This window comes from Marinobacter sp. UBA5687 (genome assembly GCF_002420325.1).
Classification (GTDB): domain Bacteria; phylum Pseudomonadota; class Gammaproteobacteria; order Pseudomonadales; family Oleiphilaceae; genus Marinobacter; species Marinobacter nauticus.
The window spans coordinates 1-13,062 of the sequence record NZ_DIHV01000140.1 but is presented as its reverse complement, the minus strand read 5'-3'; the positions used below and the strand labels follow the sequence as shown (position 1 = coordinate 13,062).

Sequence of the window (13,062 nt, the reverse complement as noted above, 5' to 3'; positions counted from 1 at the left end):
GGTTGCCTGCTGTGCCTGGAACTGTGCCATGGCAGAGGCAATGCCGGAGTCATAAGACAGGGCTTTCTCGTAGGTTTCCATCAGATCCAGAGCAAGCGCAGGCTGGGCTGCGAGCAGGGTGATCAATCCTGGAAGTAAACGTTTTTTCATTGGTTCTCCTGAAATACTGACTCCGGGAATCTGCCCGGCAATGACCCAAAGGTATTGGTTGACCATTATGGACAATAATCGTTCCCGTCTCTAGACTTGCTAAGTCCACGTATTTTGTGGGCAAACCAATTCAGAATCGCGTCTTGACGGGGTGCTGATTCGCCATAAACTGGCGATCGGCTGAGATTGCAACGCAGAACCCGCGACCTGATCCGGATAATACCGGCGTAGGGATTAAGGCCAGATGAACCGCGACACCATGCCTGTAGGGCTATTTGTCGCAACTCCGTCATACGCGACCCGATACCACAAGAGCAACCGGGAGCATTTCATGACGGACTTACCAGCATACCTCAGCGACTCCGCAAAAGTAGACTCCGCAGCAATCAAACCATTACCAAGCTCACGAAAAATATACGTGCAGGGTAGCCGACCTGATCTGCGGGTGCCAATGCGGGAAATTACCGTGGGCGACACCCCCACTGAAATGGGTGGCGAAAAGAACCCGCCAGTGGTGGTGTACGACACCTCCGGGCCCTACACAGACCCGGAAGCCACTATTGATCTGCGTAAGGGCTTGCCGCCGGTTCGTGCCGCCTGGATTGCCGAACGGGGCGATGTAGAGCAACTGGACGGCTACACCTCCGAATTCACCCGCCGCCGCATGAAAGACCCTCAGCTTGATCCCCTTCGGTTTATGGACGAGCGAAAGCCACTGCGCGCCAAGCCCGGACGAAACGTATCCCAGATGCACTATGCTCGCCAGGGCATCATTACACCGGAGATGGAATACGTTGCCATCCGGGAAAACATGAAACTGCAGGAAGCCCGGGCCAACGGCTTGCTGGCGGACCAGCACCCCGGCCAGTCCTTCGGTGCTAACCTGCCGCCTGAAATCACTCCCGAGTTTGTTCGGGACGAAGTGGCCCGCGGCCGAGCCATCATTCCCGCCAACATCAACCACCCGGAAACCGAGCCGATGATCATCGGTCGCAACTTTTTGGTGAAAATCAACGGCAACATCGGCAACTCGGCGGTGACCTCGTCCATCGAAGACGAAGTAGAAAAACTGACCTGGGGGATCCGCTGGGGTTCCGATACGGTGATGGACCTGTCTACCGGCAAGAACATCCACGAAACCCGCGAATGGATCATCCGCAACTCCCCGGTTCCCATCGGCACCGTGCCTATCTATCAGGCGCTGGAAAAGGTGGGCGGCGTTGCGGAAGACCTGACCTGGGAAATCTTCCGGGACACCCTGGTCGAACAAGCCGAGCAAGGCGTGGATTACTTCACCATCCACGCGGGTGTTCGTTTACACCACGTGCCCCTCACCGCCAAACGCACCACCGGCATCGTTTCCCGGGGTGGTTCCATCATGGCCAAGTGGTGCCTGGCGCACCACAAAGAAAGCTTCCTGTATGAGCATTTCGAAGACATCTGCGAAATCATGAAAGCCTACGATGTCTCTTTCAGCCTTGGCGACGGCCTGCGCCCCGGCTCCATCGCCGACGCCAACGACGCAGCCCAGTTCGGCGAACTGGAAACCCTGGGTGAGCTGACCAAAATTGCCTGGAAACACGACGTCCAGTGCATGATCGAAGGCCCCGGCCACGTGCCCATGCACCTGATCAAAGAAAACATGGATAAGCAGCTGGAATGCTGCGACGAGGCGCCGTTCTACACCCTCGGCCCGTTGACCACGGATATTGCCCCGGGCTATGACCACATCACCTCCGGCATCGGCGCGGCGATGATCGGCTGGTATGGCTGCGCCATGCTCTGCTACGTCACCCCGAAAGAGCATCTGGGCCTGCCCAACAAAGACGACGTAAAAACCGGCATCATCACCTACAAAATCGCCGCCCACGCTGCCGATCTCGCCAAAGGCCACCCAGGCGCCCAGATCCGCGACAACGCGCTGTCCAAGGCCCGCTTCGAGTTCCGCTGGGAAGACCAGTTCAACCTCGGCCTGGACCCGGACACCGCCCGCGCCTACCACGACGAAACCCTTCCCAAGGAATCGGCCAAGGTGGCGCATTTCTGCTCCATGTGCGGGCCTAAGTTCTGCTCCATGAAGATCTCCCAGGAAGTCCGGGACTACGCGGCAGAGCAAGGCATTGATGAGGTATCGGCGATTGACGCCGGTATGCAGGCGAAATCGCGGGAATTCGTGGAATCAGGCAGCAAGATCTACGACAAGGTCTGACCCGCATCTGCATGCTTCCGCCATAGCGTGAATCCGAGCCTGGCGGGGTGTTAACTTGCACCCCGCCGTGGCTCCGGCTATCGTTCAAGGCCGAATGTGCAACCGGAAGCAGTAATGCCAAAACCATTCCAGTTCAACGCCAGTGATGTCAAAGTTGAAATGCGCGAAACTGTGTTCCAGGGCTTCTTCCGCATGGACAAACTCTGGCTGACACATCCGCGCTTCGATGGCCGCGACATGCCCGTTTTTAGCCGGGAACTGTTCATCCGAGGTGATGCCACCTGCGTGCTGCCATACGATCCGGGGCGCGACGAGGTTGTACTTCTGGAGCAGTTTCGTCTGGGTGCGCTCGGCCGTAATCAGTCCCCCTGGTTACTGGAGCTTGTTGCTGGTATGAATGAGGATGGTGAGAGCCCGGAAGAGGTGGCTCAGCGAGAAGGTCAGGAAGAGGCTGGGCTGAGTTTCAGTCGCCTGGACAAGATCTGCGATTACCTGGTGTCCCCAGGCGGTACCACGGAAATGATCCACCTGTATTGCGGTCAGATCAGCACCGCCGAGGCTGGTGGTGTTTTCGGTATGGAACATGAGCACGAGGACATTCTCAGCCACGTGGTGTCAGCGGATGAATGCTTTGCCATGATTGCTGATGGCCGCATCAATAACGCCGCCGCGATTATTGCCATCCAGTGGCTGCAACTGAACCGGGAGCGTTTGCGGCGGGAGTGGCAAGCATGACGGAGTGGGTAAAACGGCCCAGGCAGTATGTGCCGGACCTGCGCCAGTTGGGGGCACTCTGCGACGGCAACTATCAGCGCCTGCGCAAGCTGCGCCAGCTTGAGGTGGATGGCAAGCCCGTATGTGAGTTCGAACTGCACCGGGAGAACCAGTACCTGGGCCGGGTGCGGATTGAAGTACTGCAGACGGCCAGATTCACCGAAACCCTGTTGCTGGAACAAGTTCACAATAGTGGTCGGTGGCTGAATAACCCGCGGATGACAGTGCGCGTATACCACGACGCCCTGATGGCCGAAGTAATCAGCTGCTACCGGCAGCGACAGATTGCGCCCGTGAATGACTATCCGAACCGGTTTATGCATCACCCGGATGAAAAGGTTCAGGTGAACGGCTTCCTGGCCGATTGGCTGGACTACTGCCTGCGTTTCGGGCACCTGCCGATGGAGCATGCAGCCTGGTCGGCGGGCGAAGGCATCGATTGAAAGACATCATCTCTGCACGGTTTCTCAGTTCGCCGAAAGTCTATAAAGCCGGTTGTCGGACCTGTGGCAGAGTTGTCAAATACTGCAAAATATAGCGTGCCGCTGGTCAGAATGTGATCCACCTTCCATTCGTGAACAATCAATCTGAACTAAGCCATCGTACACTTGTCTGGATTATCAACTGCTTGCAGAAAACAGAACAGGCCTGGCATGACCAAACCCACAACGGCGCGCCCACTCAATGTGTTGCAGCTTACCGATCCGCACCTGATGGCGTCTGCGGATGGCGCCTTGCTGGGAGTCAACACCCGTGACAGCCTGGCGGCGGTGATTGACGAAGTGCTTCGCAATCACGGCCAGCCCGACCTGATTCTTGCCACCGGAGATCTCACCCAGGATGCATCGCCGGAGGCGTATCGCTATTTCGCTGAACAACTGAAGGCGTTTGATTGCCCCTCGCTCTGGATTGCTGGCAATCATGACGATTCCGCGCTCTTATCTTCCATTGCGGCGGAGTCCGGCTCTGATCAGAAACAATGGATCCAGGGCGGCTGGCAGTTTGTCATGCTCGATTCCTCGGTACACAGCAAGGTGTTTGGAGAGCTTTCGGCCGATGAGCTGAGTTTTCTCGACAGGGCTTTGTCCGAGCAACCAGAGATGCCTGCTGTGGTTAGCCTGCACCACCACCCGGTGGATATCGGCTCAGACTGGATGGAAAAAATCGGGCTCAAAAACCGGGACGCCTTCTGGCAGGTGATTGACCGGCATCCGCAGGTTCGTGTGGTGCTATGGGGCCATATCCATCAAGAGCTTGAACAGCAGCGCAATGGTGCTTGTCTGCTGGCTACACCCTCCACCTGCATCCAGTTTGCCACAGGATCCAGCGACTTTGCCGTGGAGCCTTTGGCCCCCGGCTATCGCTGGCTGGAACTTGACCCCTCGGGATGCTTCAAAACGGAAGTCCGCCGAGCGGACAGTTTCGAGTTTGACCTGGATGAGAAGAGTACCGGGTACTGATTCGGGCCTGACTGAAGGCAGATCACGGTTTACGTTGACGGCTTTGATAATATGACAACCCTGTGAAGGGGATTTCACAGGGAAGATCAGCACCCGTCAACGGATGACACACAATGAAAATCATACAACCTCAGGATCTGCAGGCTGCAGATCTGCCAGGGCTGGAATCGCCCTTCTTTGCCTTAGAGAAAGCCCGCAGTTTTATTCAGAACGACCCCAACCTGAACCTTGAGCGTCTGCTTGGACGGCCGGCAACTTACGGTCTGGGAGCACGTGCGTTTAAGGAACAGCGCAATACGCATATCGAAAATGTCCTCCGGGAAATACGGGATGGGCGACTTCTTCTGGTTTTTGACAGTATTGATGGAGCACCATCCTCACCCGTCGTGCGTTGGCGTGAGGGGGAGAGAGGCGAGGGTCGTTGGCAAGTGACAGAGGCCGGAGTCGATCCCGAAATCATCGCCGGAGTAAACGCTCTGAATCAGCACGGTATTACTCCGGGAGATTTGAGTGCTCAGGGCAGTATGGGTGTGGGAAGCCTGCCTTCAGGCTCTTTCGCCATGGAGTATCGTCTTAAACAGCGCGAGCAGGCTTTGCGGCAAGACGTTCAACCCGGCGGCGCAGCCAGTTTATTTTCGAATAACGTCTTGCCTGTGTCTTCATTGACCAAGACGACCGAATCTTCCACCACCGAAGCACCTCCGGAAATCCATCTCGAAATCGGCATCTTTACTGATGGCACCCTCAACAATGCTGAAAACTCCAGGGAACTGGAGGAGCGCGTGGCGACCGAGTGCGTTGAGGCCTTTGAGCGCGGCGATATTTCCCTGGAGGAGTGTGAGTATCGATTGTCTCTGGCAATGGGTGGGAGTTATGCCAATGCGCCGAGTAATGTGGCGAAGCTACGGGATTTATACGGAACTTCCGTGAAAGCTGGCCACAACGGAAGCCATCACAGGTTTTGGGTCTACACGCCAGGGATAGGGACCAAAACGGGCCAGGCTGATTCATTGGTGGGATCCGTCTCGGGTATGGGCGAGACGGGAATCGTTAGTCAGACTGAGCGGGCATGCAAAGAAATCGCGTTGCAGATCGGATCCAGAGAGCTGGGCAGCACTATCACATCAGTCACTTTTGATTTGTTTGGATTTAGTCGTGGTGCTGCAGCCGCGAGGCATATTGCGTATGAGATAACTCGTGGAGCTGGAGGTGCGCTCGGCCGAGCGTTTGTAAAAGAGCGTCTAGCTTGGCCAGAAAGTATTTCTATACGCTTTGTTGGTTTGTTCGATACTGTCGCAGCAGTTATTAATCCTGCGGCATTAGATTTTCGGCCTGATAACGAACGAAATGCTCCAGTGAATGTTTACCTAGACCCATCGAATGTTCAACAAGCGGTGCATTTGGTGGCTGAAGATGAATGCCGAGAAAACTTTGCTTTGAATAGTCTGAGAGATGAAGACGGAGCATTGCCTGCAAACTTCACGGAAATCAGTTTGCCTGGCGCGCACTCGGACATCGGTGGTGGATATCCAGGTAGTCAGCGTGAAGATGTGTTAGTCAGCCCCTTCCATTTGATTCCATCTGAGCGGAACCGATGGCCGGAACAAACTATAGAGTGGGACAGCCTTGAGGCATTGATGGTGAATAAACGGTCCGAAGGATGGGTGGGCCGTTACAGTCTGCCCGTGCCAAAATCGGGCGAACATGCTCCTTTACCTCGAAGTCTGAAAGATGATGGCCCGGCAGAGCTCAGCGTCTATAAGGAAATATCTTCTCATCCAGCGCCTGACGGTCGAGTTGAGCTTGCCCTGCGGATGGTTCGACAGATACTTGGAGGGTACTCCAGAGTTCCTTTGCAAATAATGCATGGGCTCGCGTCGAAGGCTGGGGTGCCATTTTTCGATTTCGATAGCAGCGAAGAAACACGAGTGCCAAGGGAGCTGGTGTCTATTGCGGAAGATATGCTGGCGCAAATTACTGCCGGTGCTGAGAAGGTCTCCCTAGCACCTGATCAACGGGATTTGATCCGGCAACGGTATACTCACTATTCCGCCCACTATAACCCGCTCAAAACCGGGCTGTTTGGAGCGACAGCAACACTGCGCTTCGGACGAAATTTTAGTCCCAATGCTCCAGAGGCATCTGGCCAACGCACAATCTATCCGAATCGTTGAAAGGTTTGAATTATGGAGTCATTGATGAGAATGATTGTTGTTGTATTCAGCCTCGCTCTCGCCGGATGTGCCTCTTCCATAAAGGAAAATCAGCATTGGAGTATCCGTGCTGCAGCACCAGACCGTTATGATGCGTGGTTGATAAATGCACATCTTGAGAAGCCGGGCGTACGGAGTTGGCGAGCACCCCTGGGTGGGCAGGTAGGTTGTTGTTGGAGTGGTGCTGGCGGTCCAGTGGGCTCAGGTGGGGAGATGAATCCCTTCCCCAGTCTGATCGCCCTTCATTGGTTTTCATTTGCAGAGCAAAAATTCTATTTCTCGTTGATTCGTGTTCCGGAGGGTCTTCAAGACAAGATGCGTAAGCCAGCCGCACACTCATATCCGGACGGAACAACCGGCTTGAGGCCTCGGAGCTCACTGGTACTTGGGCTGGCCCCCGGCGGCCAGGTCGTAATGTGGATGATGAGCCAGCGAAGTAACGCAGTGGAGGTGATGCGTGTATCAGCCACTGAGGTTGATGGTGACCCCGATGACTTTGCCAGTGCCACAGCATCTTATCTGGAAGAGCATGGCGATTACCTGGAAGAGCATGGCCTGCAGCTCGACAAGTGGTAGTCGCACCGCTAAATCTGCGGGTGCGTTTTCCTGGCCGCACCCGCAGATTGCAGTTTGTAAAATCTAGTTTCTGAGCTCCCTCGCTGCCGCCACCATGGTTTCCAGTGCCGGCGTCACTTCTTCCCATTTCCGCGTTTTCAGGCCGCAGTCCGGGTTAATCCACAGCCGTTCTGCGGGGATACGTTCAGCCGCCAGAGTCATCAGGTTGATGATGTGTTCCTTGTCCGGAATGTTGGGCGAATGAATGTCGTATACGCCCGGTCCAATGTCGTTGGGGTATTCAAAGCTCCGGAAAGCATCCAGCAGTTCCATGTCTGACCGTGAGGTCTCGATGGTGATGACATCGGCATCCATACGGGCAATGGCTTCGATGATGTCGTTGAACTCCGAGTAGCACATATGGGTATGGATCTGGGTGCTGTCATCCACGCCGTTGGCGGCGATGCGGAAGCTGTTGATCGCCCACTCCAGATACGTTGCCCAGTCCGACTGTCTCAGCGGCAGGCCCTCGCGCAGAGCGGCTTCGTCGATCTGGATGATGTTCACGCCGGCTTGTTCCAGATCCTGAACCTCCTCGCGAATCGCCAGGGCCAGTTGCAGGCAGGAATCCTTGCGAGGCTGATCATCCCGCACGAAAGACCAGTTCAGAATCGTCACCGGGCCGGTCAGCATCCCTTTCACTGGTTTGTCCGTCAGCGACTGGGCATAGCGGATCCATTCCACGGTCATGGCCTGGGGTCGGCGGATATCGCCAAACAGAATCGGCGGTTTCACGCAGCGCGAACCGTAAGACTGAACCCAGCCGAAGCGCGTGAAGGCATAGCCGTCCAGTTGCTCGCCAAAGTATTCCACCATGTCGTTACGTTCCGGTTCGCCGTGTACCAGAACATCCAGTCCGAGCTTTTCCTGCGCTTCCACGCAGCGAACAATTTCTGCTCGCATTTGTTCGATGTAAGCCTGTTCGCTCAGCTCGCCCTTACGGAATTGCAGCCGCGCCTGTCGAATCTCGCGGGTTTGTGGGAAAGATCCGATAGTCGTGGTCGGGAAGGCGGGCAGGTTTAGTCTCTCCCGCTGGCGGGCGATTCGCTGAGGGTAGGGGCTCTGGCGATTGCCAAGCTCAGATGTGGCGGCTGCAACGGCCTTTCGAACCTCCGGATTGGTCACGCGATGGGAGTTTCGGCGGCTATCAATGGCCAATTGATTGTCTGCCAGCTCGGCGCGCACGCTGCTGCGGCCCTCGTTCAGTGCTCTGGCAAGAATCTGCAGTTCGTCGAGTTTCTGAACCGCAAACGCCAGCCAGTTGCGGATGTCGCTATCAAGCTCCTGTTCCCGGGAGAGGTCGACAGGGACATGCAGGAGCGAGCAGGACGGTGCCAGCCACAGACGTTGGCCCAGTTTTTCGTTCAGGGGCTCCAACCAGCCCAGAGTGCTGTTCAGATCCGATTTCCAGATGTTGCGACCATTGACCACCCCGAGCGAAAGCACCTTGTGGCTAGGTAGCCAGTCCGCCACGCGACTGACTTCAGCCGGGGCGCTGATAGCATCAATGTGCAGGCCTGCAACGGGCAATTCGCACGCCAGTTGAAGATTGTCCCTGAGCTCGCCGAAATAGGTGGCTAATAGCAGTTTCGGGCGGTTCGCTTTGAGCTGGTGGTAAGCCAGGTTAAAGGCATAACGCCAGTTGGCGTCCAGATCCGTGACCAGCGCAGGTTCGTCAATCTGAACCCATTCCGCACCGGCATCCGCCAGGGCTTCCAGGAGTTGGGAGTACACCGGTAGCAGGCGCTCCAGCAAATCCAGAGGATTGCTTCCATCCGAGCTTTTTCCCAGCCAGAGATAGGTCACCGGGCCAATAATCACGGGTTTTGCGTTGAGTCCCTGTTTCCGTGCTTCGGACAGTTGTGTTAACAGTCGTTCCGGATTGAGTTCAAAGTGAGTGTCAGCTGTCAGCTCCGGCACAATATAGTGGTAGTTGGTGTCAAACCACTTGGTCATCTCGCCAGCGGCAGTGGCGCAGCAGGGGCTATCATTGGCACCCCGGCCACGTGCGGCACGGAAGTAAGCGTCCAGCTCCGAGCATTCTTTGCTGGCGGCCCGGATGGGGAGGTTTCCCAGAGTGACGGACATATCCAGCACCTGGTCGTAAAGGGAAAAATCGCCCACCGGCACGTAATCCAGCCCGGCCTGTTGCTGCCAGTGGCGCCTGCGCAGATCGGCCGCCGTGATGGCCAGGTCCTGTTCGTTTTGCCGGCCGCCCCAGTAATCCTCCAGTGCAAATTTCAGTTCCCGCTGACTACCGATACGTGGGAAGCCGAGGTTGTGTGTGGTTGCCATGATCGAATCCTTGAATCCTGTGTGTTGACTGAGTCCTCAAGATTAGGTGGGCTTTTCCATGAATAAAAATGGTATTATTTCACCGAATCATGAAAATAATTCACGGAGAGGGCATGGTCGAACGGCACCACCTGGAGATTGTGCGAGCTGTGGAGCGCCAGGGCTCCCTGACGGCGGCAGCGGAACAGCTGCACCTCACCCAGTCGGCGCTGTCCCACGCTATTCGTAAGCTGGAGCAACAACTGGGTACGTCGGTCTGGCTCCGCGAGGGGCGCCAGTTGCGTTTTACCCAAGCTGGCGTTCAGTTGCTGGCATTGGCCAACCGGTTGCTGCCGCAGTTTGAACACGCTGAGATGCAGATTCACCAGATTGCCCGGGGCCAGCGCGGCAGCTTGCGAGTGGGTATGGAGTGTCATCCCTGCTATCAATGGCTTTTGAAAGTAGTAGGTCCTTACTTGCAGCAGTGGCCAGACGTCGATGTAGATGTGAAACAGGAGTTTCAGTTCGGTGGCATGGGTGCGCTGTTTGGTCATGACATCGACTTGCTCGTCACCCCTGACCCGTTGCATAAGCCAGGCGTGAGTTTTGCTCCTGTGTTTGATTACGAGCAGGTGTTGGTAGTACCGGATGATCATTCACTGGCCGGTGAAAAATGGGTAGAACCCCATCATCTAGAAAAAGAAACCCTGATCACTTATCCGGTAGCCGTGGAGCGTCTGGACATCTTCACACGGTTTTTCCTGCCCGCTCATACCGCACCGGCCCGCCACAAGACCATTGAAACCACCGATATCATGTTGCAGATGGTTGCCGCCGGGCGCGGGGTAAGTGCGCTACCACGCTGGCTGGTGGATGAATATGCCCGCACTATGCCCATCAGAGCCCTGAAACTGGGGCAGAAGGGTATGCCAAAACAGATTTTTCTGGGTTTCCGGGAGCGGGACGAGGCGGTGGATTACCTGAACGCGTTCGTGAAGCTGGCCCGCAGCATTCGCTGGAACTAATCTCTTCGGTTAAACTGCGCGGAAAATTATTACAGGACACACAAATCATGAGTGAAATCCCTTCTGATCTGAAGTACATCGAAACTCACCAGTGGGTGCGCGTGGATGCCGACGGCACAGCCACCGTGGGCATCACCGATTTCGCCCAGGAGCAGCTGGGCGACGTGGTCTACATCGGCGTGCCGGAAATGGGCGCAACCGTAAACGGCGGCGAAGAAGCTGGCGTGGCGGAATCCGTGAAATCCGCCTCAGACGTATTCAGTCCGGTAACCGGCGAGGTCATTGAGATCAACGAAAAGCTCGAAGACGAGCCGGAAATTGTGAACGAAGACCCCTACGGAGATGGCTGGATGTTCAAGGTAAAGCTGGCCGACGAAGGCGAGCTGGAAGGCCTCATGGATGCGGCTGCCTACGCTGAACATGTGGCCGCTGAGGAATAACTGTTGATGGATTTTCCCGTTCTCTACCTGCGCAAAGGCGCAGAACGTCGTCTCCGGGCCGGTCATTTGTGGGTGTACAGCAACGAGGTGGATACCCGCCGCAGCCCGCTGACGGAGTTTCAGCCCGGCGCGCAGGTGCAGGTTCGGGCATCGAACGACAAACCGATGGGGGTGGCGTTTGTGAACCCCCATGCCCTGATCTGCGGCCGGTTGATCAGTCGTGATGCCGCTCACGGCATGACGCCCAAGCGGCTGACCGATCGCATGGAGGCGGCACTGAGTCTGCGGGAACGATTGTTCGATAAGCCCTTCTATCGTTGGGTATTTGGCGACAGCGATGGTCTGTCTGGCCTGGTGGTAGACCGGTTTGATGATGTCGTCGTAGTGCAGATCTCCACGGCCGGCATGGAACAGATGAAAGACGCCATCGTACGTGCCGTCCAGCGCCTGGCTCATGCCCGCATCATCGTGCTGAAGAACGATGGCAAAATGCGCAAAGTAGAAGGGCTGGATACTTACGTGGAGTTTGCCCACGGTCCGGAAGCCGACACTGTGCTGGTGGAAGAAAACGGCGCCCGCTTTGAAGTGCCCTTGGCGGGCGGCCAGAAAACCGGCTGGTTCTATGACCACCGCATGAATCGCCAGCGCCTGCAGGCCTACGCGCCCGGCAAAAAAGTTCTCGATGTATTCAGTTACGTGGGCGGTTGGGGCATTCAGGCCGCTTGCGCTGGCGCATCCCAAGTGACCTGTGTGGATGCATCCTCAGCCGCTGTAGATGCGGTACACCACAACGCCAAACTGAATGGGCTGGAAAACGTGGATACCATTGAAGGCGATGCCTTTGATGCCCTGAAAGCCCTGGCGGACGAAAAGGAAAAATTCGACATCGTGGTGCTGGACCCTCCTGCCTTGATCCCGCGCCGCCGGGACCAGAAAGCCGGTGAGCAGGCCTATGCCCGGTTGAATCAATTGGGGCTCCGGCTGCTGGAGCGTGACGGACTACTGGTGTCGGCCTCCTGTTCCATGCACCTTTCCCAGGAAAAGCTGATCGATATTATTCGTAGCAGCGGCCGCAAGATCGACCGGTTTGTGCAGTTGCTGGAACAGGGTCACCAGGCGCCGGATCATCCGATCGTACCGGGCATTCCGGAGACGGACTATATCAAGTCCTGCTTTGTGCGGTCGTTGACTGGATTTCTGTGAGTTGCCAGACCCGATAAAAGCTTAGGCCTTGGGTAGGGAGGGTTCTTCCGGGATCGTCAAAATCATGGATGATTTTGTCGAGCGTACATGGATGTATTCACAGCGTATCCCGGAAGAACCCTCCCTGCCCCAGGCCGGTCCGGTAGCACCAGCCCAGATCAATCCCGCAAAGACATCACCGCCCAGCCATTCTCAATTGCCGTTTTCTCCAGGGTAGGGTCCGGGTCCACCGCCACGGGATTGTCCACCTTCCGCAACAGCGGCAAATCATTGTGGGAGTCGCTGTAGAACCAGGCACCTTCGAGGCTCTCACCGTGGGCAGTCAGCCAGTCATTCAGCCGCTCCACCTTGCCCTCCTGAAAACTCGGTGTGCCCGCCACTTCACCCGTGAATTTCCCGTTCACCAGCTCTGGCTCAGTGGCAATCAAATGATCCACTCCCAGCATTTCGGCGATAGGTTCGGTAATAAAACGGCTGGTTGCCGTAATGATCATCAGCGTATGGCCCCGCTCGCGATGATCCGCGAGTAACTTCACCGCCTTGTCCAGCATCATCGGCTGCACCTTCTTGGCCATGAAAGCAGCCCGCCAGCCTTCAAGCTCTTCCAGATTGTGGCGGGTGAGGGGGGCCAGGACAAAGCGCTGGTAATGGAAAACATCCAGCTCTCCATTCAGATATTCCTGATAGAAGCGGTCGTTG

At 56.3% G+C, this 13,062-nt stretch carries 11 protein-coding genes and 1 riboswitch; of the genes, 9 read left to right on the top strand and 2 right to left on the bottom strand.

Annotated elements, in window-relative coordinates:
- Positions 1–287: 287 nt before the first annotated feature.
- Positions 288–401, top strand: a riboswitch (TPP riboswitch).
- A gap of 80 nt (positions 402–481) precedes the next feature.
- From thiC to B3Y70_RS15560, 6 genes are all read left to right on the top strand, one after another.
- Positions 482–2,359 (top strand): phosphomethylpyrimidine synthase ThiC, encoded by a 1,878-nt coding sequence (gene thiC / locus B3Y70_RS15585; protein ID WP_153741306.1) that lies wholly within the window; start codon positions 482–484, stop codon positions 2,357–2,359.
- 114 nt (positions 2,360–2,473) lie between these two features.
- Positions 2,474–3,094: an NUDIX domain-containing protein gene (locus B3Y70_RS15580; protein WP_153741307.1), complete on the top strand. Its 621-nt coding sequence runs from the start codon at positions 2,474–2,476 to the stop codon at positions 3,092–3,094.
- Complete coding sequence (locus tag B3Y70_RS15575; protein ID WP_023010963.1) at positions 3,091–3,576, top strand: DUF1249 domain-containing protein; 486 nt, start codon at positions 3,091–3,093, stop codon at positions 3,574–3,576. The genes B3Y70_RS15580 and B3Y70_RS15575 overlap by 4 nt, the downstream gene beginning before the upstream one ends.
- Before the next feature lie 210 nt (positions 3,577–3,786).
- Positions 3,787–4,593: a 3',5'-cyclic-AMP phosphodiesterase gene (cpdA, locus tag B3Y70_RS15570; protein WP_286895117.1), complete on the top strand. Its 807-nt coding sequence runs from the start codon at positions 3,787–3,789 to the stop codon at positions 4,591–4,593.
- 113 nt (positions 4,594–4,706) lie between these two features.
- The gene (locus tag B3Y70_RS15565) at positions 4,707–6,767 is read left to right on the top strand and encodes a T6SS phospholipase effector Tle1-like catalytic domain-containing protein (RefSeq protein ID WP_273031127.1); all 2,061 of its coding nucleotides are present in this window, start codon (positions 4,707–4,709) and stop codon (positions 6,765–6,767) included.
- Positions 6,768–6,791: 24 nt separating this feature from the next.
- Entirely contained in the window at positions 6,792–7,382 is a 591-nt protein-coding gene (locus B3Y70_RS15560) for a DUF2931 family protein (protein ID WP_273031128.1), read from the top strand.
- A gap of 63 nt (positions 7,383–7,445) precedes the next feature.
- On the opposite strand, the gene metE is transcribed toward B3Y70_RS15560, so the two are convergent.
- Positions 7,446–9,716 (bottom strand): 5-methyltetrahydropteroyltriglutamate--homocysteine S-methyltransferase, encoded by a 2,271-nt coding sequence (gene metE, locus B3Y70_RS15555; protein ID WP_286895120.1) that lies wholly within the window; start codon positions 9,714–9,716, stop codon positions 7,446–7,448.
- A 113-nt stretch (positions 9,717–9,829) separates the two neighbouring features.
- Here metE and B3Y70_RS15550 point away from each other — a divergent pair, with 113 nt between their 5' ends.
- From B3Y70_RS15550 to B3Y70_RS15540, 3 genes are read left to right on the top strand one after another with little or no spacing between them, the layout of a single operon-like run.
- Positions 9,830–10,720: a LysR family transcriptional regulator gene (locus tag B3Y70_RS15550; protein WP_273031131.1), complete on the top strand. Its 891-nt coding sequence runs from the start codon at positions 9,830–9,832 to the stop codon at positions 10,718–10,720.
- A 47-nt stretch (positions 10,721–10,767) separates the two neighbouring features.
- Positions 10,768–11,160, top strand: coding sequence for a glycine cleavage system protein GcvH (gene gcvH / locus B3Y70_RS15545; RefSeq protein ID WP_011784330.1), 393 nt, complete (start codon positions 10,768–10,770; stop codon positions 11,158–11,160).
- Positions 11,161–11,166: 6 nt separating this feature from the next.
- Positions 11,167–12,363, top strand: coding sequence for a class I SAM-dependent rRNA methyltransferase (locus tag B3Y70_RS15540; protein WP_273031132.1), 1,197 nt, complete (start codon positions 11,167–11,169; stop codon positions 12,361–12,363).
- Positions 12,364–12,521: 158 nt separating this feature from the next.
- On the opposite strand, the gene B3Y70_RS15535 is transcribed toward B3Y70_RS15540, so the two are convergent.
- A partial coding sequence (locus tag B3Y70_RS15535) for an HAD family hydrolase (protein WP_288590057.1) occupies positions 12,522–13,062 on the bottom strand: 541 nt, incomplete at its 5' end.